Annotated in this window: 23 protein-coding genes and 1 pseudogene; 8 read left to right on the top strand and 16 right to left on the bottom strand. The window is 61.7% G+C overall.

Annotation, left to right across the window (positions count from 1 at the left end):
- Positions 1-278: 278 nt before the first annotated feature.
- Positions 279-1,760, bottom strand: coding sequence for a monocarboxylate uptake permease MctP (gene mctP, locus GNZ12_RS41665; protein WP_172318508.1), 1,482 nt, complete (start codon positions 1,758-1,760; stop codon positions 279-281).
- Positions 1,757-1,954, bottom strand: a complete 198-nt coding sequence (locus tag GNZ12_RS41660; RefSeq protein ID WP_074286653.1) for a DUF3311 domain-containing protein — start codon at positions 1,952-1,954, stop codon at positions 1,757-1,759. Before GNZ12_RS41660 ends, mctP begins: the two co-directional genes overlap by 4 nt.
- 244 nt (positions 1,955-2,198) lie before the next feature.
- Here GNZ12_RS41660 and GNZ12_RS41655 point away from each other — a divergent pair, with 244 nt between their 5' ends.
- The 3 genes from GNZ12_RS41655 to GNZ12_RS41645 all read left to right on the top strand — a co-directional run bounded on the left by GNZ12_RS41655 (position 2,199) and on the right by GNZ12_RS41645 (position 4,896).
- Positions 2,199-3,608, top strand: a complete 1,410-nt coding sequence (locus tag GNZ12_RS41655) for a cache domain-containing protein (protein WP_172318506.1) — start codon at positions 2,199-2,201, stop codon at positions 3,606-3,608.
- A gap of 2 nt (positions 3,609-3,610) precedes the next feature.
- On the top strand, positions 3,611-4,258 hold the full coding sequence (locus GNZ12_RS41650) for a response regulator (protein WP_172318504.1): 648 nt from the start codon (positions 3,611-3,613) through the stop codon (positions 4,256-4,258).
- A 95-nt stretch (positions 4,259-4,353) separates the two neighbouring features.
- Positions 4,354-4,896, top strand: a complete 543-nt coding sequence (locus GNZ12_RS41645; RefSeq protein ID WP_172318502.1) for a hypothetical protein — start codon at positions 4,354-4,356, stop codon at positions 4,894-4,896.
- 26 nt (positions 4,897-4,922) lie between these two features.
- Here GNZ12_RS41645 and GNZ12_RS41640 read toward each other — a convergent pair whose 3' ends face one another.
- The 10 genes and pseudogenes from GNZ12_RS41640 to GNZ12_RS41595 form a co-directional block, all read right to left on the bottom strand.
- Positions 4,923-6,161, bottom strand: a complete 1,239-nt coding sequence (locus GNZ12_RS41640) for an HlyD family secretion protein (protein ID WP_172318500.1) — start codon at positions 6,159-6,161, stop codon at positions 4,923-4,925.
- Positions 6,162-7,694 (bottom strand): efflux transporter outer membrane subunit, encoded by a 1,533-nt coding sequence (locus GNZ12_RS41635; protein ID WP_235994075.1) that lies wholly within the window; start codon positions 7,692-7,694, stop codon positions 6,162-6,164.
- An 8-nt stretch (positions 7,695-7,702) separates the two neighbouring features.
- On the bottom strand, positions 7,703-8,734 hold the full coding sequence (locus tag GNZ12_RS41630) for a glycosyltransferase family 2 protein (RefSeq protein WP_172318496.1): 1,032 nt from the start codon (positions 8,732-8,734) through the stop codon (positions 7,703-7,705).
- Positions 8,735-8,744: 10 nt separating this feature from the next.
- On the bottom strand, positions 8,745-10,328 hold the full coding sequence (locus tag GNZ12_RS41625; RefSeq protein ID WP_172318494.1) for a DHA2 family efflux MFS transporter permease subunit: 1,584 nt from the start codon (positions 10,326-10,328) through the stop codon (positions 8,745-8,747).
- Positions 10,325-11,677: a glycosyltransferase gene (locus GNZ12_RS41620; protein WP_172318492.1), complete on the bottom strand. Its 1,353-nt coding sequence runs from the start codon at positions 11,675-11,677 to the stop codon at positions 10,325-10,327. The genes GNZ12_RS41625 and GNZ12_RS41620 overlap by 4 nt, the downstream gene beginning before the upstream one ends.
- A gap of 9 nt (positions 11,678-11,686) precedes the next feature.
- Positions 11,687-12,256, bottom strand: a complete 570-nt coding sequence (locus tag GNZ12_RS41615) for a methyltransferase family protein (protein WP_172318490.1) — start codon at positions 12,254-12,256, stop codon at positions 11,687-11,689.
- 137 nt (positions 12,257-12,393) lie between these two features.
- Positions 12,394-13,233: pseudogene (locus GNZ12_RS41610) on the bottom strand (alpha/beta fold hydrolase); the annotation flags it as partial.
- A gap of 565 nt (positions 13,234-13,798) precedes the next feature.
- Positions 13,799-14,284: a hypothetical protein gene (locus GNZ12_RS41605; RefSeq protein ID WP_172318486.1), complete on the bottom strand. Its 486-nt coding sequence runs from the start codon at positions 14,282-14,284 to the stop codon at positions 13,799-13,801.
- Positions 14,285-14,306: 22 nt separating this feature from the next.
- The gene (locus GNZ12_RS41600) at positions 14,307-15,119 is read right to left on the bottom strand and encodes an H-NS family nucleoid-associated regulatory protein (protein ID WP_172318484.1); all 813 of its coding nucleotides are present in this window, start codon (positions 15,117-15,119) and stop codon (positions 14,307-14,309) included.
- A gap of 179 nt (positions 15,120-15,298) precedes the next feature.
- Complete coding sequence (locus GNZ12_RS41595) at positions 15,299-15,793, bottom strand: hypothetical protein (RefSeq protein WP_328806173.1); 495 nt, start codon at positions 15,791-15,793, stop codon at positions 15,299-15,301.
- Between the two features lie 107 nt (positions 15,794-15,900).
- On the opposite strand from GNZ12_RS41595, the gene GNZ12_RS41590 reads away from it, so the two are divergent.
- The gene (locus tag GNZ12_RS41590) at positions 15,901-16,191 is read left to right on the top strand and encodes a hypothetical protein (protein ID WP_172318482.1); all 291 of its coding nucleotides are present in this window, start codon (positions 15,901-15,903) and stop codon (positions 16,189-16,191) included.
- A gap of 53 nt (positions 16,192-16,244) precedes the next feature.
- Positions 16,245-16,481 carry a hypothetical protein gene (locus GNZ12_RS41585; RefSeq protein WP_172318480.1) on the top strand — a complete coding sequence of 79 codons (237 nt, stop codon included), beginning with the start codon at positions 16,245-16,247 and terminating at the stop codon, positions 16,479-16,481.
- Between the two features lie 10 nt (positions 16,482-16,491).
- Here GNZ12_RS41585 and GNZ12_RS41580 read toward each other — a convergent pair whose 3' ends face one another.
- The 3 genes from GNZ12_RS41580 to GNZ12_RS41570 form a co-directional block, all read right to left on the bottom strand.
- The gene (locus GNZ12_RS41580; protein ID WP_172318478.1) at positions 16,492-17,565 is read right to left on the bottom strand and encodes a DUF6765 family protein; all 1,074 of its coding nucleotides are present in this window, start codon (positions 17,563-17,565) and stop codon (positions 16,492-16,494) included.
- A 460-nt stretch (positions 17,566-18,025) separates the two neighbouring features.
- Positions 18,026-18,424, bottom strand: a complete 399-nt coding sequence (locus GNZ12_RS41575; protein WP_172318476.1) for an FKBP-type peptidyl-prolyl cis-trans isomerase — start codon at positions 18,422-18,424, stop codon at positions 18,026-18,028.
- Between the two features lie 87 nt (positions 18,425-18,511).
- On the bottom strand, positions 18,512-19,012 hold the full coding sequence (locus GNZ12_RS41570; protein ID WP_328806172.1) for a MarR family winged helix-turn-helix transcriptional regulator: 501 nt from the start codon (positions 19,010-19,012) through the stop codon (positions 18,512-18,514).
- A 212-nt stretch (positions 19,013-19,224) separates the two neighbouring features.
- On the opposite strand from GNZ12_RS41570, the gene GNZ12_RS41565 reads away from it, so the two are divergent.
- Positions 19,225-20,796 (top strand): sulfatase-like hydrolase/transferase, encoded by a 1,572-nt coding sequence (locus tag GNZ12_RS41565; RefSeq protein ID WP_172318472.1) that lies wholly within the window; start codon positions 19,225-19,227, stop codon positions 20,794-20,796.
- A 138-nt stretch (positions 20,797-20,934) separates the two neighbouring features.
- Entirely contained in the window at positions 20,935-22,269 is a 1,335-nt protein-coding gene (locus GNZ12_RS41560) for an MFS transporter (RefSeq protein ID WP_172318470.1), read from the top strand.
- A gap of 16 nt (positions 22,270-22,285) precedes the next feature.
- Here the strand turns inward: GNZ12_RS41560 and GNZ12_RS41555 are convergent, their stop codons facing one another.
- Entirely contained in the window at positions 22,286-23,143 is an 858-nt protein-coding gene (locus GNZ12_RS41555) for a carbon-nitrogen hydrolase family protein (RefSeq protein WP_172318468.1), read from the bottom strand.
- Between the two features lie 323 nt (positions 23,144-23,466).
- Here GNZ12_RS41555 and GNZ12_RS41550 point away from each other — a divergent pair.
- On the top strand, positions 23,467-24,186 hold a 720-nt coding region (locus GNZ12_RS41550; RefSeq protein ID WP_216673573.1), incomplete at its 3' end, for a hypothetical protein.

Genomic DNA, 24,186 nt, shown 5'->3' with positions numbered 1-24,186 from the left:
CGACGCACGCGCTCGGCGAGCGTCGGATCGAGCAGGAAATCGGAGAACTCAGCAAGAAGCCGCGAGGACGCTGGTATTTGAGTTCATATCGTTGATTTATCAGTGAGTTATGCGATGAAGTTTACAGGGGCAATGCCTCGTTTACAAGCTCTTTGAGGGCTTAAGTTGAGAGCATTGCCCCGCACAGGGGCAACGCTAATAGACCAATACCAATTCAAGGAAAGGCCAGCACCGCTGAGTAAACATCCCAACCGGCGCCAGCCACACAGAAATGAACCTCAAACAGCCGCCACAACCCTCCGCGGCGACAAAACCGACACAACAAAACACACTACAACGTTAGCGGCCAACGCGATCAACCCAATATAAACCGGATAGATCGCATCACCGACATGCAAGGCAAACACCGGCTTAAGCCCTTGCGAAATAGCCAACCCCGTCCCGAGCACAATCCCAACAAGCCACCCGAGAAACAACCCCGGCGTATTCAACCGCCGCGTGTACAAGGAAAACACAATAGCCGGGAAGATCTGCAAAATCCACACCCCGCCCAGCAACTGCAAATCAATCGCATACTGCGTCGGCAAGAACACAATAAACAACAGCGCCCCAAACTTCACGACCAGCGAAACGATCTTCGCGGTCGAAGCCTCCGCCGCAGGCGTAATATCCGGCGAAACGAGCGGCCGCCACAAATTTCGAGTGAACAGATTAGCCGCACCAATCGACATAATCGCGGCGGGTACCAACGCGCTAATCGCAATGGCCGCGGCTGCAAAGCCGACAAACCACGACGGAAACAGCGTGTTGAACAACGCCGGCACCATATCGGACGCCGACTTCACATGCACACCGGCGGCAATCGCCATATACCCAAGCAACGCAATCAACCCCAACAACAACGTATACGCCGGCAGAAAAATCGCATTCTTGCGCACGGTATTAGCCGACGAGGACGACAACACCGCCGTCATCGTATGCGGATACATGAACGCCGCCAGTGCCGACCCCAACGCAAGCGATGCATAAGCAGTAAACTGCGTCGGCTTCAAAATGATCCCGGTTGCGCCACCCTTGGCCTTGAAATACGTATCGGCCGCATCGAACACATGCGCGTAGCCGCCGAGCTTCACCGGAATCAACCAGACCGCCGCAATCACGACGATATAGATCATGATGTCCTTAACGAACGCGATCATCGCCGGCGCCCGCAAGCCGCTTGCATACGTGTACAGCGCAAGAATCACGAAGGCGACGATCAACGGCATTTCGCCGGCCACGCCGAGTCCCTTGATCACCACTTGCATGCCCACGAGTTGGAGCGCGATATACGGCATCGTCGCGACAATCCCCGTGATCGCGATCGCAGCCGGGAACCACTTACCGCCGTACTCGCCCTGCACGTAGTCCGCTGCCGTGATGTGGTTCTTCTCCTTGGCGATCTTCCACAGCTTCGGCATCACCGCGAACACGAACGGATAAACAATGATCGTGTACGGCAGTGCAAAGAAGCCATACGCGCCCACCGAATACACCAGTGCGGGCACCGCGATCACGGTATAGGCGGTATAGAAATCGCCACCGACGAGGAACCACGAAATCACCGTGCCGAACTGGCGGCCACCCAAGCCCCACTCATGCAATTGCGTCATGTCGCCCCGCTTCCAGCGCGCGGCAAAAAAACCCATCACGGTAACGAGCACAAAGAACGCGATAAAGACGGTCATCGCGACCGGGTTCACAGGATTCACATCGCTCATTTGACACCTCGGTACACAACGTAAATCAGTAGCGAGGTCAACGGAACCCACAAGAACTGATACCAGTAGAAGAACGGAAAGCCGGCGAACGAGGGGCGCGTGTCGTTATAGAACGGCAACCACAGCAACGCGATGTACGGGATCAGCAAGATAAGCCATAGCCATGAACGGCCGGCGGATGGGGAGGTCTCCACGAACTTCTCCTAAGTCTATTATTGAAACCGCGCACCGTGACTTGTGGTCTGGCACGCGGAAAACCGATTACCTGATATTAGACGGCAAAACCGGAGTTTGCTTTTTTGCACTGCGCCAAAACGCGCCAGAAGGCGCGGTACGTCGCGGGGATGTAGTATTCGCCTTCGTGGTCGTCCTCACAAGCGCGCAACTACGTAAGCCGGCTACGTAATACCACGTAGCCCGTCGGCCGCCCTTCTAACGATGAAACTCAAAGCAAAGATTGTCCTGCTGGCGATCGTGCCCTTTCTGGCGGCCATTGCCAGCATTGAAATCGGTGTACGCCAGGAAGCCACGGCGCTCGCCGAAACGCAGCACGCGACCACCCAGGCCGCGTACATGGCCAGCAAGGAAATCGAACTCAAACACTATGTCGAGCTCGCGACCACGGCGATCGCCCCGCTCTATAACGCCGGCGGCGACAACGCTCGCGACGATGCGATGCGACGCACCCGTGCGCTCGATATCCTTGGAAAAATGGATTTCGGCAAGGACGGCTACTTCTTCGTCTACGACATGCACGGCCGTTCGCTGATGCATCCGCGCGAGCCCGACCTCGTCGGACGTGACCTGTGGACGCTGCGCGATCCGCAAGGCACGCCGACGATCCAGCAACTGCTCGCCGCGGCCTCGCGCGGCGGGGGCTATGTGCGTTACGTGTGGCATCGCCCATCGACGGGCAAGCTCGCGTCGAAACTCGGCTATGTAGTGTCGCTCGAACGCTGGGGCTGGATGATCGGCACCGGCATCTATCTCGACGATGTCGACGCCACGCTCGCGCACATTGATCAGGGTGCGGCGGCCAACATCGATCGCACGATGCAATGGATCGACGGCATCGCCGTGGCCGGACTCGCCGTGATCGCACTGTGTGCACTGGTGCTCAACGTCACCGAATATCGCAGCGCCGATGCAAAACTGAAGCGGCTCGCGCAGCAGGTGGTCGATTCACAGGAAAACGAACGGGCGCGCCTGTCGCGTGAATTGCACGACGGCATCAGCCAGATGATGGTCTCCGTGAAGCTGCTGCTCGAATCGGCGCTGGCGCGTTTCGAACGCAGCGACGTGCGTGTGCCCGCAGCGGAAGCCGCGCTATCGACCAGCGTGGCGCGCATTGGCGATACCTTGCGTGAAGTGCGCCGCATTTCTCACGCATTGCGGCCGTCGATGCTCGACGACCTCGGGGTAGCGGCCGCGCTGGAACAACTCAGCCGCGAGTTGAGCGACGAGTCGGGTATCCAGATCGGCTTCACGCAGATCGCACACACCCATGCAGCGTCTTTGCCCGACGCGGTGAACACGGTGCTGTTTCGTATCGCCCAGGAAGCGTTGACCAACATCGTGCGGCACGCACACGCGTCCAGCGCGGCACTGGCGCTGGAAGTATCGAACGACGCCGTCACGCTAACGATTTCGGACAACGGGCGCGGCTTCGACGTGCCGCATGCACTCGTCAGTCCACACGCGGGCGTGGGTCTGCGCAATATGCGCGAGCGGCTGGACGCACTGGGCGGCAAGCTGTCGCTCAGCTCGCAGGCCGGTCATACGATCGTGACCGCGCGCGTGCCCGTGGTAGCGCCTACGCTTCACTCGCCGGCCTTTCAGGAAATCTGAATATGAACGACATATCACTCGCCGTCGCACGCCTGGTTCTGATCGACGACCACCCGCTTGTACGCGACGGATTGCGCGCCCGGCTCGAAGCCGTACGCAACATCGAAATCGTCGGCGAAGCGGGCAATGCGCAGGAAGCGCTCGCGCTCGCCGCCAGTCAGGAACCTCATCTGGTGCTGATGGACGTTGGCATGAACGGGATGAACGGCATCGCGCTGGCCGGCATGTTTCATGAGCGCTTCCCGGCGATACGCGTGCTGATGCTGTCCATGCACGACAACCTCGAATACGTGACCCAGGCCGTGCGCGCAGGGGCCAGCGGTTACGTGCTCAAGGACTCGCCCGCCACCGAAATCATCCAGGCGATCGGCGCGGTGCTGGAAGGCAAGACGTTCTTCAGCGCAGGGTTGGGCGCGCGATTGATTCAGGCATCGGCGACGCAATCGCCCATTGAACGGCTCACGCCACGCGAGCGCGATATTCTCGATGCGCTCGCGGAAGGTCTTTCGAGCAAGCAGATCGCTCAACGCAACGACCTGTCGGTGCGCACAGTCGAAACGCATCGGTTGAATCTGAAACGCAAGCTCGATATCGAAGGCCAGGCCGAGTTGATCAAGTTCGCCGTCGAAAATCGGCGTACGAGCCGGTGAGGTCCTGAGCCAGCGCTGCATAATCTCCACTCAGTAGCCGAGAATCAAAACCGTCGATCCGTCTCCCCACGCTCAACATCCCGGAGCCTAAGACGATGAAACGCCTGATCCAACAGCACGTGGCGAGTCTGCTGTTCTGCATGGCCGCGACGCACGCCTATGCCGAAGCGCAACGCATCAACCACGGGCACGACCCGTTCTTTCAGATATCCGAGGCGATCAGCGAATGCCCGGTGCCCTTAGGCCCGCTCGAGACCGAACAGGAATGGCTCGACGATAGTCATTACCGGATCGAGCGCGGCAATAGCTGCTGGGTGGAAGGCCGTTGCCGTCTGTCGAACGCGTACCTCTACGACGCGGAAATCGCCGACGCCGTCCAACGGCGTCTCACCAATATTAACTACGCTACTCACTGGCGCGAACAGTCCACGCTGTGGCTCACACTGCAACGTCGCTTCATCTACGTGCAAGGCTGCGTCGCGCCCGGCTTCGACAAACGGACGTTCCTCGCGGAACTCGCGAAAACCGCGGACGTCGATCGCGTGATCGACGACACCACAACCAACCCGCACGCGGCGTCACTCCCCTATAAAACGCTTGCGGACCCGGACAAACCCGTGATCGATCCGGGCAACTAGCCACAGCATCTCAACGGCGCGGATCGCTAGTCAGCAGCACCACCATGGTCACTGTTGTCCCGAATGATCTGCGAGATCAACGCATCGGCGTCACGCGAGACGTTATCGTGAACGCGGGTACTTTGGGTGGCCGCTGGCGTGTCGTTGCCGATCAGGTGACCGCTACGCACATGCGTATCCACCGACACCTGCATCGACAGACCCAGCCGCAGCGGATGCGCAGCAAGCTCGGCCGGATCGAGCGAAATCACAATCGGCACGCGCTGCACGACCTTGATCCAGTTACCGGCCGCGTTCTGCGAGGGCAGCATCGAGAACGCACTGCCTGTGCCCGCCGAAAAGCCTTCCACGCGCCCCTGATACACCACCTGCGAGCCGTATACATCCGAAACGATGCGCACCGGCTGCCCGACGCGCATGCTGCGAATCTGGCCTTCCTTGAAATTCGCCTCGACCCACAGACGCTCGAGCGGAATGATCGACATGAGTGCCAGCCCCGGCCCGACCTGCTGGCCGATCTGCACCGAACGCTGCCCGACCGTGCCGTCGACGGGAGAAACGACGGTGGTGCGCTGCAGATTCCGATAAGCGAGCCGCAATTGCGCGGCGGCTTGCAGAACCGGTGGGCTGGCTTCGACCGGGAATTTTCCGCCGAGTGCACGTGCGGCGTCGAGTTGGACTTGCGCGGAGGCGAGGTTCGCCTGCGCGACGGCCACTGTTTCGCGGGCGCGCGCCAATTCTTCCGGCGACACGACTTCCACGGACGCATGATCACGCGCCGCCAGCGCACGCTGCGCCAACGCGAGTTCGGCGCGGCGCGCGTCGATCGATTGCACGTAGAGCTTGCGCGAGATCGTTGCGTTCGCCACCTGGCGCACGGCGAGCGTCAGTTGTGCTTTGGCCTGCGCGAACGCGGCGGCCGCTTCGGCATCGTCGAGTTTGACGAGCGGCTGGCCCGCGCGCACCTGCCGCGTGTTGTCCACCAGAATATCGGTGACCGTGCCGGGTATCTGCGCGGCGATTTGCACGATGTTGCCCGCGACGTAGGCATCGTCGGTCTCTTCGTAGAAGCGCGCGCTCAAACCCCAATACGTCAGCCACGCCACCCCGGCGAGCGCCACCACGCCGAAGAAAACGGCAAAACGGCGCCGCCGCACCGCGCGTTTCGAATCGTGCGCGTCGCCCGTTATGCTTGCCGCGTTTGCCGGGTTCGCCTGCCCCTCGGTCCAGCCGGCGGCACACTGTGCCTGTTTATCGTTGTGCATTCAATCGAAGTGCGTGTCCGTGATGCGTGCGTGAGAGGGAAAGGTGGTTTGATAGTGAGAAATCGGTGCACCGGCCACCTTGCGTACGTCGAAGCCGCCACCGAGCGCGCCGACCAGCGCGACCTGCAGCATTCTGCGTCGGCCTTGCAAATCGACTTGCTGCGCGCGTTCGTCGAGTAAAGACAGGTCGGCTAGCGTCACGTCCTTCTGCATGCCGATACCTCGCCGATGCCGCTCCTCGGCAATCGCGACGATGCGCGAGGCCGCGTCCACCGCGCGAGTCTGCTCGGTAGCAAGCGTATCGACAGTACGCAAGGAAGTCAGCTGGCGCGCGACCTCGCCGAGCGCCTCGTCGACGATCTTGTTGTAGAGGCTTACCGCGGCGTCGACATTGGCGTAATCACCGCCTAGTTGCGCGCGCAAGCTGGTCCGGTCGAAAATCGGCAAGGAGATCGCCGGCCCCACCGACCCGGTCATTGCCGCGCGTGAGAAAAGCGCGGCGGGTGTCAGCGCTGTTAGCCCGGCAAAGGCCACCAGGTTCACGTCGGGATAGAACTGCGCCCGCGTAGCGTCGATGTTGGCAAGCGCGGCTTCGGCTCGCAAACGTGCCGCCACGATATCGGGCCGGCGGCCCAGCAGATCGACCGGCAGTTGCGCGGGCATCGGCGCATCGGCAGCCGCGGCCAGTTGTGGACGATGCAGCGACAAACCCCGCTCCGCGCCACGCCCCGTCAGCACGCCGATCTGCAACTCAGTCAACTTGACGCGCTCGTCATTGAGCGCCTGCTGTGAAGCGAGCCGGCTTTGCTTGAGTGTGGCGTCGGCTGCGTCATACGCGTTATCGAGGCCGCGCGCACCACGTTCGCGCAACACCGCATCGACGCTATCCGCGGCCTGTTGCTTTTGCAGCAGAATGTCCTGCATCGCAAAGGCGCGGTCGAGCTCACAGTAAAGTGTCACCAGCGCGACCGTCAGTGTGAGCCGCGCCTGCTCTGCATCGACACGTGCCGCATCGCGCGTGGACAGCAGGCTGCCGGTCAGCGCGGCATTCTTGCCCCACAAGTCGAGCTGATAGCTCAAGCCGGCGAACAGCGCGGCCGGCGAGACCACCGGATCGTTGAACAACTGCACCGGAATCTGCTGGCCACCGACGGACACGTTGGCCGCGTCGTCCGGCTGCGGCAAACGGGCCTTGCTCACCGTCACGCCCGCGGTACCGGTGAGGCCGGTCAGCGAAGCAAACTGTTCGAGTTGCGCCTGCGCGGCGCCCACCCTCGCCTTGGCGATCTGCAGGTCGGGATTGTTCTGCAACGCCTCGGCGGTCAGTTCATCCAGTTGCGGATCGCGGTAGCGCTTGACCCAATCGGGCGCGGGCCATGCGCCGTTCGCGCCTGGCCCGCTGGTCTGCGCAAGTGCATCGGCGGAGGGTTTGACCGGTTTGACGTTTGTGTGCAGACCCGAATCGCTCACGCAACCCGTCAGCGCCGCCGCAATGAGCAGCAACGGCAAGGCGCGTGGCATAGGGAATTGCATAGGCTGCCTCATGAGTGCCGGGTACGCGGCATTGCACGCTCGCCTGCCACTGGCGTGTTCATCTCGCCGAGCCTCGCCGTGTTGACCGCATCAGTCGCATCAACCGCGTTCGCGGCCTTAGCCACTTTGGCCGCGAGGCGCGGACGCATCCGCTCGAGCGGCCCCATCCGTCCGAAGAATCCATCGAAAAGGCCCAACGCAATTGCATGGAGCTTCGCCAGCTTGTCTTTTTCCAGCAACACGATCTGCACGATTTGCCAGAGCGTCAGCACGTTCGGCACGATCGCCACCGGCAACCGTAGTCCATATTGCAGCGCCAGTTGCATCGCGTTTCGCGCGCTGTAATAGCGGCGGAAACTGGGGTGATTCATCGTCGTCAATTCCAGAGAACCCAGTTTGTGGCGGCGCCGCGAGCCAATTCGATGCAGCAGTACGAGTGACGGCACCACGTACACGGGCACGCTGCGCAGCAGCGCGCGCAAGCAGTATTCGGTATCGACGTGGTCGATAAAAAGCGTTTCGTCGAAGCGGCCGAGCCGCTCGAACGCCTCGCGCGAAATGACACTGCCGGACGAAATCAGAAAAGCGCAGCGCTGCAGCGCCGCGTCGGCGTGTATCGGCAGCCGCTCCACTGTCAGGCCGCTCGTCGCGAGCTCGGGCAGGAAGCGTTGATCGTTTTCATCGAAGATACGCGGGCCGGCCAGGAATGCCCGGCCACTCATCGACTCGCACCGGTCGCGCATCACCGGGAAATAGGCGGCTGGCGCCTCAGAATCCTGGTCGAACAGCGCGACCGCGTCCGCACCTGAGTCGAACAGCGCACTCAAGCCGCAATTGAAGGCACCGGCAATGCCATTGCGATTACCGTGATGCAGCAACGCGACCCCCGCCTCACCCAGCATCATCGCAGCGCGCGCGTCGGGCAAGGGCGAATTGTCGACCACCAGCAAGCGATCGCACGCCAGGCGCATCGCCACCGCGCGCGCAAGCTGCTCCTCACTCGGATGAAACAGGATGATCAATGCGCCCAGGATCGTCATTGGAAGCTCCTCAGTGACCTAAAGCCATCGCCGCGCCGCGCTTCGGACGCGTGAGCCACATCATCGCGGCGAGTACGAGGCAGGTGATGCTTGCCATGTAGAACATGTCGCCGGTCGCCATCATGTAAGCCTGCTGCTGCACGACGTGATGCAAAGTGGTGAGTTCGCGCGCGCCGTCAATGCCCATGCCGTGCAGACTCTGAACGAAGCGCTGCGTGTTGCCGGACGATTTCGTCACGGACTGCGCGACGACGTCGTAGTGATACAGCGCGCGGTTATCCCATAGCGTGACGCTCATCGCCGTGCCGAACGCCGCCGATAGCGTTCGCAAAAAGTTCGACAGGCTGGAAGCCGCGGCAAGCTTGTCGTCGGATACACGCGAGAGCGTCGCCGCGGTCAACGGAATGAAGAAGCACGGCAAGCCGATGCCCTGGATCAGACCTGGCGTAATGATCTGCGTGAAGGTCATGGTCAGCGTGAAATGCGCGTCCCACCACAACACGGCCGCGAACACGAGAAAACCGAACGTCGCGAGCACACGCGCGTCGAAACGGCCCGCATAAATGCCGACCAGGATCGAGAACACCAGCGCGAGCACGCCGAGCGGCGCGGTGGCGAGCCCGGCCTGGTACGCGGTGTAGCCCATCACGGCCTGCAGCCAGAGCGGAAAGATCACGCCGACCACCGAGAAGCTCATCATGCCGAGCGAAATGATCAGCACGCAAAACGAAAACGTGCGGTCACGGAACAGGCTCAGATCGATCACCGGATGCCGCTCCCCCGCCTCCCAGATCAGCAGCGACACGATCGCCAGCCCAGCGACGATCGCGAGCGTCAGGATCAAAGGCGAATCGAACCAGCCGCGATCGTGACCGAGATCGAGCACCGTCTGCAGCGAGCCGACGCCGATGACCAGCAGGAGGATGCCTGGCAGATCGATCGGCGCCGCCTTGGCAGTGGATGCGTCGCGGCGCAGCAACGTCATGCACACCGCGAACGAGAAGATGCCGATCGGCAGATTGATCAGGAAGATCCACGGCCACGAGAAATTGTCGATGATCCAGCCGCCGACCACGGGACCGAAGATCGGGGCGAGCAACACCGTCATCGCCCACAGCGCCAGTGCCACAACGCGCTTATCCGGCGGAAAGGCACGCATCAGGATCGTTTGGGAAAGCGGCACCATCGGCCCGGAAAAGAGCCCCTGCAATGCCCGGCATACCACCAGCAGGTGAAAGTCGCCGGCCACGCCGCACAGCAGCGACGTCAAGGTGAACAGGATCACTGCCCCGAGGAACAGCCGTGTTTCGCCGAGCCGCCGCGAGAGCCAGCCCGTCAACGGCACGGCGATGGCGGCGGCCACCGAGTACGAACTGATCACCCACGTGCCCTGACTGTTGGACACACCGAGGCCACCGGAAATAGCCGGCACCGCGACGTTCGTGACCGTCGAATCCAGAACTTCGATGAATGTGGCGAGCGACAGTGCGAACGTTAGCAAGGCGAGCCGCGCGCCGCGCATGCTGGGGACGCCGCGCTCGTCGCCAAGGGCCGGATCGACGCTATGCGCCTCGTGAGCCGACGCGGTGCTCATAGGCTATGTCCGCTGTCGGCTAGCGCCAGCGAAAACGTGTGGCCGACGGTTTGCGTGCGCACGCCGGTTCCCATGAGACCTTCGATATAGCGTGCAGCCGCCTCGCAACCATCCGTCGATGTCGCGAGCCGGTCCTGCATGCGCCCGCACTGCGTCGCGATTGAGGGGCTGCCGAGCACTTGCTTCAATGCGCGCGCGAGCGCCTGCGGCTGCAGTGGCCTATCGAGCCGAACACCGCAACCGCTCGCAACTACCCGCTGCGTATTGTCGAACTGGTCGTGTGCGAATGGCGTCAGGACTTGCGGAATTCCCGCGGCATATGCAAGCGCTGCCGTGCCGATGCCGCCGTGATACACCAGCGCCCGGCAGCGCGGCAACAGCTTCTGCAGCGGCACGTAACGCCGCTTGAGCAGCACACCCTGTGCGTCTGCCCGCGCATCTGCCCGTACCCCCGCCTGAGCGGCGGCCGCGTCGACTGGAGGCGCATCCGGCGTCAAAAGAATGCCGCGCAGCCCGCTTTCCATCAGTGCCGCGCTTACTGCATTCGCATAGCGATCCTGATCGATCAAGGTCGAACCCGCTGTGAAAACCACGGGCCGCTCGCCGGCGGTGAGAAAAGCGTCGAGTTGCGGATCGGGCGCGGGCGCGCCCGTGTCGTTGAACAGCGGAAAACCGCTGAGGCAGCGCGGCGCCGGCCAATCCGGCTGAGCTTGCGCGAACCATTCCGGAAAGAGACACAGCACGCCGTCGGTCGAATGCAGCCACTTGCCGAAAATGCGCCGCGCCGGTGCGAGCGTCAGTTCCGCACGCAATGCATTCAACGCGGGACCGCAGACCTTGTCGAGCGCCTGCCGCTCGATCAGCCGCATCAGCGCCGTTTTTACAGCCAGCGGCAAGCCACGCGGAATCGTCAGTCGCGGGTGTGTCGGCGGCGCATGCGCGGAGAGCAAGGTCGAGGGGGACACTTGCACCGACACGAACGGCACGCCATAGAGTTCCTGCATCAACCGGGCGGAAAAGGCCCACAACGTGCCGACCAGCACGGTGTCGTTGTCGACCAACGCGGCCAGCGTGTCGAAATGCGGACGCAGCGTCGGCGCAATCACCGCCCACAGCGTACGGAACGAGGTACGCGGATGCCATAGCGCCGGGTTCGCCATCGCCGCTTCGTAGTCGGCGGCGGTGCCGATCGGCACGAACGCAAAGCCCTGGCGCGTGGCGGCCTCCGCGAACGGCGGATGCGTGCAGAAGACGATCTCATGGCCGCGCGCAGCCAACGCCGCGCCGATGCCGAGCAAAGGATGCACGTCGCCCGCCGAGCCGATCGCGGTGATGATGACTCTCGTCATGCCTGCGGCTCAGAAGAGACCGGGAATCAGCGCGGCGACGTCGCGACGATACTGCGAGTACGCACGGCCGAAGTGACCGGTCAACCAGCTCTCTTCGACCCGCACTTTGTAAGCCAGCGACGCGAAAATCAGCAACAGGCCAGCCACGCCACGCCATTGCGCGCCGATCAGTACGGCGCCGAGGAGCGCCAGCAGGCAGCCGGTATAGATCGGATGACGAACCAGTCCATAGGGCCCGCTGCGCACCAGTTCATGCCCTTCCTTCAGCGTGACCGAGACGCTCCAGTTGGTGCCGAGATGCAGGCGCGCCCACACGGAAAACGCGAGGCCCGCCAGTAACACGGCCAAACCGGCAAGCTGCAGCGGCCCGATCGCATGCGGATCGAAGGACAGCCCCGCTGTGTTGAAGTCCGGCAGCACGATCAGCGCGCCCCCACCCATCAACGGAATCGACTGCAACGTGCGCGACAGCGACGCCTCTTTGCGCGCGGTCTCCTTGACGCGGTTCGACGTTGCGACCCAATACAGCAGCCACAGCGCCCACGGTACGACGATGGCGATGCTCTGAGCGATATTCACGGTAGTTCGACCTGTTGGAACGAGTGATCGGCGGCGGCCTGCAACGCGACGTTTGCGACGTTTGCAATGGCGGGTTGCTGCGCCGGCATGATGGGCGAGCGGGCGGCGAACGCGTCGAAGCAGTCGAGCGCACGGCCTGCCGCCTGCACCGGCGCGGCGCCGAAGTAATCGAAAATCGCCGTCTTCACCTGGCGCAACGCGGGCCGGCCTTCGAGATCGAGGAAATGCCCGGCCTGCTCGATCGTGAGAAACTCGGCGCGCTTCAGATGCGCACTGAGCGAGCGGGCGTCCTCAGGCGTGGTGTAGTCGTCGAGCTCGCCGTTGAGGAACTTCAATCCGCAATCGATGTTGCGAAACTCGTGCAGATAGTCCTCTGGACGGATGGCCAGAATCTGGTCGACGTGAAACGCCACCTGTTCCTGCTCATCGCGTGGCAGCGTAGAGAGGTAGCGATAGTTGTAGAGCTTCATGATGCGCGGCAGATGCTGGCCAACGGTATCGTTGAGCAGTTGCGCGGCCTTCAGATTTTCGCCGGCGGCGATGTGGTCGCGTGCCGCGGTCACGTACGCGGTCATCGCCGCGTTGAGCCGCGGCGAGAATGACGCAATCACCGCGCGCCTTACGCTGGTGCGCGCCCGCGAGAGCGCAAGCAGCGACGCCACCCCGCCCCACGACACCGACAACAGGAAGCTCGGCTCGAATAAGCCGATTAGATGCAGCAGAATGTCGACTTCATCGTCTTTTGTAAGGACGAAGTCGCACACGTTATGCGCTTTCGATTGACCCGCATAAGGTAAATCGAAACAAATTGGGTTGTAGCGTTCGCCGAGGTATTTGATTGTCTGTCCGAACGACGCCGTGGTGGCCAGCGCGCCGTTGATCAGAATGACACTCTCGAAGGCCGGATCGAATACGTGACGTTCAACGTAGACTTTCAGGCCCGCCGGTAGCGGAACAAGGAGTTTTTCGATGGGCATGGCGTATTCGCATGCACTTGCGCAAAGCAAATGCGTACCGATACCGCGCCCGCGCTTGCGGACGCCTTGCGGCCGTACTACCGGGGATCAGGCCCATGCGATTTGCCTTTGCGCCGGCAAATCCGATCCGCGACGACCGCTACTGCACCGAAAACACGCACCACTCGACGTGATACCTGCCGGCTCTCCGTGACGCGCGCCTGAACTCAGGTCCGCTTCAATCGAGCGTTCGATGCCTCGTAATATATTTATAGATAATTTCGAAAGCTTTGCTTCAACCGCTGCCGCACGCCATTCGTTGACGCCAGTCTGCCCGCACTGCGTGAAGACTTCATGTCAATATACGATGACGGAAAGCTTTTTAACATGTTTCAAAATTAAAAGCCAAAAAAATCATTGAGCATATGTTCGAATGAGCAGGAAAAATCTTATTGAAAGGAAACAGCATCGCGTTGCGCAGCCATTGCAACGGATCGCCCGCAACGCTGCGCAAGCGAGCGTTTGGGCGATGGAACAGGATGGGAAAGGAGCGGCTACGCTGAAACGGCACTGACCGCTAACAAGACTAACGGACCAGCGAGAATGCTTCCCGGCTGGCGATCTCACCCGCGCCATACACGCCGATCACCGTATAGTCCGACGCCACGCATTCGAACGTAGTGCCCTGAAACGTGATGACAAAATGGCGCCGTACGGACTCGTGCGAGGTGACGGCCGAAATCTCGGCGGCCAGCGACGAATCCATCACTTCATGAACCGAGTACCCACTGAGCCCAAGCGACGCGAGTGGATGGATCTCGAGATCGACATCGCCAGGCGGCCCCAGCCGATGAAACACGGCGTCCGGAAAGAGCACCGTGCAATAGGGATCGTCGTCGGAATCGAATGGGCCGAACCGCTCAAAGTCGGCTTCAGCAATCGGATAAGCCAGAATCACCCGGCGGTCGCTGGCGACGATGAATGGTTCGACGGCGTCAGCGGCCGGATGAGGAACGGAGTCCAGCAGGACGACGTGGTCTTCCTGCTGGGGTGAGTCGAACGTACTAGTCATCTACTTCGCGACTCCGTTGCGCTCACGCGCCGGCTTGCACCGTTGAGGATTGCGGCGCTGCGGCAGCGCTCGTCGCGCCGGCCTTGCCTCTACCACCCGCCTTGCGACCCGGTGCTTTCTTTGCCGTGGCGGTTTTCTTCACAGCAGTCTTCTTTGCAGCGGCTTTCTTCGCAGCCGGTTTGGCAGCGCTTTTCTTTGCCGTTGCTTTTTTAGTCGCCGCCGTGCCCTTCTTCGCAGCCGGTTTGGACGCTACTGCCTTCTTCGCCTTCACTACTTTCTTAGCAGCGACATTGCTGGTTGCCGCGGCGCTATCGATCAGAAACTTGGTGCGGTCTTTGACCGTTGCGAGCCATGCCGGCGCCGGACCGCGTCCACTCCAGGTGGCGCCGGTTTTCGGATTGAGGTACTTGGGCGGTTGTGCGCCTTTCGGCTGGCCTTTACTTCCGGCTTTGGCGTGAGTGACTGCTGCCTTCGCCGCGGACTTCAGTTCGCTCGCACCTTCAATCAGGAATTGAGTCCGGTCTTTCACGGCGGCAATCCAGGCCGGTGCACGCCCGTGGCCCGTCCAGGTCGCGCCAGTTGTATTGTCGCGGTACTTCGGAATCGACTTGCCTGCGCCAGTGGCTTTTGCCTTGCCACTTGCAGCACGCCCATTCAAGGCGTGGGCGGCGCGCTTCGCTTTTGCCTTTGCTTCGATATCCGCAGTAGTCAGGCCATGCTTGAGCATCAATTCCCGAATCTGGTCGACCGCGGCTTGTGCTTTCCTGGCAATAAGGACGTCAGCTTGCGCCTGGAGCTTCTTAAGCTTTGCTTGGATTTGCTCTAACGTGGGCATTTGATTGCTCCTTATGTGGTAATCGATCGAACTATGCCATGAATAGCACGAGAAAGGCAGATCTATGTGGCTATAAAGACACCAGATCTACACGAGAACACATCCCGTGGAGTACGAACCTTTCGAGTCCACTACTCGATAGCCGTATTCCTTAGTCTTTTCGTTTACTGGCCGACCGCTCAAGTCGGAGTAAAAACGACAACCTGGCGGTCGGCGATATACCTCACGCTGCGCGTGAACCGGTACTGTTGATCGTCGGCGGTTATCCGGTTGAGTCCCAATTGCGTCAATGCCAGCATTTCGTCGGCTTGAAAAGCGGCCACGACGCCGTGATCCGTCAAATCCTCCAGCGCGCCGGACGGGTTGCCGACATACACACTGCGCACCTGCGTGCCGATCCGCATCAGAACCACGCTTTCTCCTTCATCGAGCGCCAATTCGAGGTAGCCGGCAAGCGTTCGTAATGAATCCGGCGTGCAAGCCTGGCTCTGATAAATCGCTGCGTTCGATGGCGTCATTTCTGTTTCCCCGTCACCCACATCAAGAAAGACCGGCCGCTGTGCAATGCGGCAATAGTTGCTTCTACTATAGGCAAGCATCCGGAGATTCAAAGGGTGGCAGTTCATTTTTTTAGCTGGTAACCCCGCGTTACCAATCTCGCAGCGCTGTTTCACCTGTGTCCGGATCGCCCTTCTACACTCCGAACCGTAGTCAGAAACAAAGCAGTGGCAACCCGATAGCAACCGGATGCATCGCACCTGGATATGCAAGGAGAAGGGAAATGAACAAGAAGATCGTTGGCGCAGCACTGGGTCTGGCATTTCTGGCGGCATCGTCAGTGGCATCAGCGCATGTGGATGTGGCGGTCGGAATCGGTATTCCGGTCGGCGTCTATGCGCCGCCTCCTCCGGTCTATGTTGCACGACCGGTCGTCTACGGTCCGGCCCCGGTCGCGGTGGCCTATGGCGGCTACGGCGACTGGCGCGGGCGCGAATGGCGTGAACATGAATGGCGCCGCGAGCAATGGCGCGAGCACGAATGGCATGAACGCGGCCACTGGCGCGGTTATTGAAATAGCGCGCAAAAGCGCCACTTTCGAACAACTCAATAGCAGGGTACTTTCAGATGAAATCGGGTTTTATCAAGGCCGCCCTCGCGGCGGCCGTACTGACCTCGGCCGCAGTCGGCACGGCAAACGCGGCCGGCTGTATGAAAGGGGCAGTTGTTGGCGGCGTCGCCGGCCACTATGCCGGGCATCACGCGGTAGTAGGCGCGGTGGGCGGCTGCCTGGTGGGACGACATATTGCGAAAAAACAAGCGGAAGAACGGGCAGCGCAACGTCAGCAAGTGAGGGCTGAATAACCCGGCCGCTTCACGCGATCCGCAGTCCGCGCGCCGGCAGAATCTCCTGCGTAACCACGAAACGGTGCTCTTTGACCGCGTCGTGAAAGCGCCGATAGTCACTTTTCTCAAAGACGTCGCTCCACTGGGGGCGGTCCCCGCTGTCGTCGCCGGACCGCAAACCGGTGGCGTTGTATTTCCAGGAACCGAGCCCCTTGGGTACATAATCCGGAATCGACTCTTCCAGGCCAGGAATGGCGCCGGTTTTCACCGCTTCGCAAATGGTCTGCAGGCGCTTGTTGTCGTCCGGGTTCCGGTTGGTGTCGAGAAGTTTCGTGAGCGCGGCTTTTACATCTTCCGGCAACCCGGGCTGGTATTCAAAATCTTCCCGCCCCGCGACGTACGCGCGCACCGCGCGGCAAGTCATCTCAGCCGCCTGCATGAACTCCGGCAGATTGTGCCTTTTCACGGGCACATTTCTGCCGTCGACGTAATGCCACTTCGCCCACGGCTGGTCGGGATAGTGCAAGGCGGCACCATGACCGACGGGCAGCGCAAGCGTCAGCACATCTTCCTCGACGTGCTGAACCAGATGCCGCGTGGCGCGCGTAAGGTGGGCAAGCCAGCCTTCACGCGTGCAATCTTCCGCCTCCAGCATATGGACACGGTTCGTCGGGCTTTCGATACCGGCGAAGCCCTGGTGGGCCCACGTATCGACGTACGTGTGAAGCGTCACACCCAGGCGGTACAACGCCGTGTCGGTGCCCCGCTGCCGGATCGCGCGGCGAACCACCTCGCGAGCGACGGTGCTATCCGCCCGGCACACCGCCTTATCGTCGAGCGTCTGCCCAACACCCGCAGGCAGAAAATGAAATGGCGCCCACACCAGGCGGTTCTGGTCGTTTTCCGCGTTCGTGTAGTCGAATAGCTTGTGCGCGGTGGCAAAGCGCTCGAAAGTCTCGCCGCCCGAAAAACGCAGTATTCCTGAAGTGGTCGCGTCGTCGACATACTGGCAGGCATGCGCCACGGTGAGTGCATCGCTGGCCGTCATGCCGCCGATGCGGGCGACGATATAGACCACACCGTAATGAAAGTCGATGTTCATGACAGGCGCTCCCGACGCGCAACGAATGACGACCGGATCTTCCGGAATGCGCAAAGCGCGTTGTTGCAGCGCCAGCGCACGCGTAGAACGTAAACGACCGAGTACAGCGGAACTTTAAAAAAAACTCCGCCCGCGCTCAACGAAAAGCATAAGCTACGCTGACGCCATACGTGATCTGATTGCGCTGCCGAATAGCGAGGCGACAACCCGATGCTGAATTTTCAGATTGGTTATTGGCATGGTCTGGCAATGGAGAGAGGGCGCAAGTCCAGAACTTCTCTTCTTTTAGAAAAACCAGGCTATGGGATATACGTCAAGCTCGCCCAATAGCGCTTCAGCAAAGGCGTTTCTGGAGCGTCATCACGGATAGCGTTTAGTGAATCCATGCCGTGCCCCGGAAAAGAAAAACCCCGCTTCATGCTCCGGAGCGGGGTTCAGTCTCAGCTAGCTTCGCGCGGTATTACTTGACGATACCAACGAGCTCGACTTCAAACGTCAGGTCGCTATTCGGCGGAATCGGGCCGACGCCGCGCTCGCCATAGGCAGTCGCCGCCGGGCAGGTCAGCTTGGCCTTCTCGCCGACCTTCATCTTTTGCACGCCTTGTGTCCAGCACGGAATCACGCGATTGAGCGGGAAGGTTGCCGGACCACCATGTTTCGCGGAACTATCGAACTCGGTGCCATTGGCGAGCGTGCCGCGATAGTTGACCTTCACGACGTCGTCAGCAGCCGGCTGGGCACCCGTGCCCGGCGTAAGATGTTCAACGATCACGCCGGAAGGCAGTTTTTCAATGGTAGAAGCGGCCATCGCCGTAGAAGAAAGAACAGCCGCGGCGACCAAAGCAACGATAGCTTTCAAAGCGAGTCTCCAGGTGGGTAGTGCGCGTCATTGTAGCGGATGACATGTTGCATGCCGCCGCTCCCATTGTTGATTGCGCGCAGGGACTTATTCAACGTCCTCGCTGAGTAACGGTATGGGCCCGCTTCTGGCGATCTCGCGTTGCGTCAGTTGCGCGGCTTGCTGCTCCATCCGCTTGAGCAAACCGTCGAGTAAAACCGCTTCCTCATCGCTCAGGCAGGCCGCGAACTCAGTGTTATAGCGTTGCCCGCTTACGCGTGCCTGTTCATAGGCGATACGGCCGGCTTCGGTGAGCGCGAGCACAGTCACCCGCTTGTTCTCCGGCGCGCGCGTTTTCGCAATCAAACCCTTCTTCACCATATTGGCGACGCAGCGGCTCGCCACCACCATGTCGAGCGCGGCCGATTCGGCGAGCTGGGTCAGACTCGCGTCCGGGTACTTGCCGACGAACGCGAGAATGCGCCAGTCGCGCCGGCTAATGCCGAGTTCCCGCCGGAACATCAGACCGACACCCTGAGTCGCCAGACGCGCCAGGTTGTGAAGCCGGTAGAGCAGAAATTCGTCAATGTGCTCGGGATGCTTCAGCACGGGTATCGATTGAGGGTCGGTCGCAGGCACGGTGAGCATACGTCTAATAAGGGGCTGGCGGCCATTATGACGCGCTTTGGCGGCAATGGCCCCGGCGCATTGTGCGTTCGCACATTTATTTGATTAGGTCAATCGTCCTGTTCGTTTCTAGCATCGAAGCTCTCCCCGGTTTCTCCTACTTCAGGCCGCAAGGCCGCAGACGGTGCTTATAGATGGCGGACACCCGCAACGTTCTCTTCATCATGTGCGACCAGCTTCGCCGCGATCATCTCGGCTGCTACGGACATCCCTACCTTCAAACCCGTCATATCGACGCGCTGGCCGCGCGCGGCGTGCGGTTCGACAATGCCTTCGTCAGTTCCGGCGTGTGCGGTCCGTCGCGTATGTCGTATTACACCGGCCGCACGATGAGCAGTCACGGCGCCAACTGGAACCGCGTGCCACTCTCGATCGGCGAAATGACGCTTGGCGAATACCTGCGCCTGAATGGCCACTCGCTCGCGCTGGCCGGCAAAACGCACGTGATGGCCGACAGCAACGGCATGCAGCGGCTCGACATCGCGCGCCAAAGTCCGCTCGGGCAGCGCCTCTCGACCGGTTCGTTCGACGAACTCGACCGCTATGACGGTCACCACGAACCCGGCAAGGAGAGCGGCTACCCAGCCTTTTTGCGCGCACACGGCTACGTCAGCGACAAACCGTGGAGCGACTTTGCGATCAGTGTGGAAGACGACAGCGGCGCAGTGCATTCCGGCTGGAAAATGCGCAACGTGCGCTGGCCGGCGCGAGTGGCCGAGCCGCACTCCGAAACGGCTTACATGACGAGTCAGGCGATCCGCTACATCGAGCAGCAAGGCGACACGCCGTGGGCATTGCATTTGTCGTACGTAAAGCCGCATTGGCCCTATGTCGCGCCGCGTCCCTATCACAATCTGTATTCGCTCGATCAATGCCTGCCGCTCGCGCGCAAGCCCGCCGAACTCGACAATGCGCATCCGGTTGTGGCCGCGTATCGCACCCATGAGGAGTGCGCCAATTTCGCGCGTGAAGACGTGTCGAACACCGTGCGGCCGGTCTATCAAGGCTTGATCCAGCAGATCGACGACCATCTCGGCCAACTGTGGGACACGCTCGAACGGCTCGGCCGCTGGCAAGACACCTTGATCGTGTTCACCGCCGACCACGGCGACTTCCTCGGCGATCATTGGCTCGGTGAGAAAGAACTGTTCTACGACACCGTGCAGCGCGTGCCGATGATCGTCTACGATCCGTCGACGCGTGCCGACGCCACCCGAGGCAGTGTAGAGCCGCGCTTCGTGTCGGGCATCGACGTGGTGCCGACCGTGCTCGACGCGCTCGGCCTGCCGGCCCATGAAGAGCGTGTCGAAGGACACTCGGTTCTGGCGCTCACGCGTGGTGAAGCGGACCGTGCAGAAGGTTGGCGCGACTACGTGGTCTCCGAACTCGACTACAGTTTCCGCGGCGCGCGTCTCGCCCTCGCGCGCAAGCCCGATGAATGCCGCGGCTGGATGGTGCGCGATACGCGCTGGAAATACATACATTGGCAGGGCTACCGTCCGCAACTCTTCGATCTGGCGAACGATCCGGACGAATACGTCGATCTCGGCGCCGACGCGAGTCACGCCATCGTCCGCGCGCAAATGCATGCAAAGCTCGCCGACTGGTACGGCTCGTTGAAACAGCGCGTCACGATCGATAACCCGACTGTCGAAAGCAAGACCAACACGCACAAGAACTGGGGGGTCTTTTTCGGCGAGTGGTAATACAAGGCAGTTCGCGGTAAAGGCGCGAATGCGGCCTCTAATAGAGTCTCAAGCAGAGCACTAAGCAGAGCCTGATTCAGCGCCTCACAAAAACATCATATGCGCCCGGCGCAACGTGCCGGGCCGCCAGGAGACACCATGCAGCGTTCGTCAGTCTTTACGCCCGATGACGCGATTTATCGCAAGATCGCGCGGCGCATCGTGCCGTTTCTGTTCATCTGCTACGTGGTCAACTTCATCGACCGCGTCAACATCGGCTTTGCCAAGCTGCAGTTCCTGCAAGATCTGAAGCTCGACGACGCCGTGTTCGGTCTCGCGGCAGGGATGTTCTTCGTCGGCTACCTGGTGTTCGAGTTGCCGAGCAATCTGCTGCTGGAGCGCATCGGCGTGCGCAAAACGCTCTTGCGGATTATGGTGCTGTGGGGTGGTTTGACCGTGCTGCTGATGTTCGTCAAAAGCGCGAGCATGCTGTACCTTCTGCGCTTTCTGCTGGGCGCCGCCGAAGCCGGCTTTTTCCCCGGCATCATTCTGTACCTCACCTACTGGTTTCCCGATCGCCAACGCGGGCGCATCACGAGTCTGTTCATCATGGCCGTGCCGTTGGCCGGCATCATCGGTGGGCCGCTGTCGGGCTGGATCATGGTGCATTTCCACGACATGCTCGGCTTGCACGGCTGGCAATGGCTGTTTCTGGTCGAAGGCATACCAGCCATCGTGCTCGGTGTCATGGCGATGCTCTATCTGGACGATCGTCCCCAGCATGCAAAATGGCTGAGCGACGCGGAAAAGGCCCACGTCACCGCGGCACTTGAAGCGGATAGAAAACAGCGCGGCGCACACCACGCGCCGCCCGCGCGCCTCGCCGATGTGTTGCGCAACCCGCGGATCTATCTGCTGTCGGCGATCTATTTCTGCGTGTTCATGGGACTCAACGCGGTCGGCTTCTGGATTCCGACGCTGCTGCGGCACGTCGGCGTGCAACAGATCGGCAATATCGGCTGGCTCAGCGGCGCGATTTCGGTTTGCACAGCTATCGGTATCGTGGCGATCGGGCGCAGTTCGGATCGTCACGCCGAACGGCGCTGGCATGTGGCGGGTTGCGGCTTCGCGGTGGCCGGCAGTTTTCTGCTGCTACCGCTCGCCGCGCATAGCGTTCCCTTCACCGTTGCCCTGCTGGTGGTCGCGTCGATCTGCATCTACGCGACGCTGAGCATCTTCTGGACGATCCCCACCGCCTATCTGGACGGTGGCGCCGCGGCAGCCGGTATCGCGACGATTACCGCGATCGGTGCAATTGGCGGCGCGGTGAGCCCTTCGTTGGTCGGAATGCTGAAGGCCGAAACCGGCAGCGTCTACGCGGGCTTTGCCGTCATCGCAACGCTCCTGATTGTGGGCATGCTTGCCCTGCTGTGGGCCGTGCCCGCGCCGCGCCGCGATACGGTAGGCGCGGTGCGGCCCGCTGCGTTGAAGTAAGCCGCCGCGCGTGCGGTTAATCCAGACGGTGCACGACGTAACCACCCGACGTCTCTTCGGCGTGCGCCTTGAAGTCCGCAAGCACCGGCTCGCGTTCACGAACATCGGCGAGCACGGCCGGATCGAGTAGCGCGGTAATCACTTCTTCCCGTTCGCGGCTGGCCTCCTCCACGACGTCGCCATACGGACCCCAGATCGCGCTCGCGCCGCATGTTTCCCAGCCGCCTGTGGTGCCGACGTGATTCGACAACAGCACATACAGGGTGTTGTCGAAGGCCCGCGCGGGAAACCAGATGCGTGACTGGTGATAGCCCGTCTTCAGGCTGAAGAGCGCGCTCACCAGATACGCGTGCGCGCCATTCATCGCGGCGCGGCGCGCGTGCTCCGGAAAGCCGGAGTCGTAGCACACGCCGAGCGCGAGGCGCCATCCGTCGATCTCCAGCATGCAGCCTTGCGTGCCCGGCCGGTAAATCTCCGTCTCGCTGCGGTAGAGATGCTGCTTGTGATATGGCTCGATCAGTTCGCCGGAACGGTTGAACACCAGCGATGAAATATGGAGGCCGCTTGCGCCACCTGTTGCCGCACCGACGATCACGGCGATCTCGCGCTGACGGCAGACGTTCCGAATCGACTCGAGCCGCGCATCGTGTTGGTCGAACGCGTATTTCGCCGGGTCGCCGGCAATCAGCTCGGGCTCATAGCCGCTTAGGAATTTCTCGGGAAAGACCACCAGTTTCGCGCCGCGGTCGGCGGCGAGGCGGGTCAGTTCGACCGTTCTGGCAATGTTTGCCGTTACGTCACCGGAAACCGGTTGCGCTTGCGCAGCCGCAATTCGCAATGGCGCTTGCGGCAGCGAGGCCTGTTTGTTATTCAACGCCAACTCCGTTGTGAATGGACCGTTCCGGTATGCCTGCCGGGCTATCGCGTTAGCGTTTTACATCGGCGGGCGAGGCCTCGGCATTTAAACACGGACGGCATGCCGTTCGTTAGGGCGAAGATGCGATCGTGCAGCACCTTCGCGGTTGACCGGTCCACCGGGGACATCCACTGCGAACTGTTCGCCGACGTGCGAATCCGATATGTGCGGGCGTGAGGGTGAGCGGATGTTTGGCGGTCCGATCGTGTAATCCCGGACGGGATATCAGCGCGGGAGGCCGGTTGCCGGCCGCCGCGCGCTGAGGAGAGCTTGCTGCGTCAGTGGCCGTGGCCGCCGCCGTAACCGCCGCCATTGCCACCGGAGCCGCCATGGCCTTGGCCGCTGCTGCCTTTGCCGCCGTCGCCTCCCTTGCCATGACCGCCGTCGCCGTGGCCACCGTCACCATGGCCTCCAGCACCGTGACCGCCAGCGCCGTGGCCGCCATCGCCATGACCGCCGTCGCCATGACCGCCGTCACCATGACCGCCATCGCCGTGGCCACCGTCGCCGTGACCGCCATCGCCATGGCCACCGTTGCCGTGACCGCCATCACCATGGCCACCGTCCCCATGGCCACCGTCGCCATGGCCACCGTCGCCATGACCACCGTCACCATGACCGCCATCGCCGTGGCCGCCGTCACCATGGCCACCGTCACCATGGCCACCGTCGCCATGGCCGCCATCGCCATGACCGCCGTCCCCATGACCGCCGTCGCCATGACCGCCGTCGCCGTGACCGCCATCGCCGTGGCCACCGTCGCCATGACCGCCATCGCCGTGGCCACCGTCGCCGTGACCGCCATCACCATGGCCGCCGTCGCCGTGGCCACCGTCGCCATGACCGCCATCGCCGTGGCCACCGTCGCCATGACCACCGTCGCCATGGCCGCCGTCGCCATGGCCGCCGTCGCCATGACCACCGTCGCCGCCGTGGTGGCCACCGTCACCATGACCGCCATCGCCGTGGCCACCGTCGCCGTGGCCACCGTCGCCATGACC

The sequence above is a fragment of the Paraburkholderia solitsugae genome, assembly GCF_013177695.1.
GTDB lineage: Bacteria > Pseudomonadota > Gammaproteobacteria > Burkholderiales > Burkholderiaceae > Paraburkholderia > Paraburkholderia solitsugae.
The sequence above is the reverse complement of the archived record's forward strand: the minus strand, read 5'-3'. Positions and strand labels throughout refer to the sequence as shown.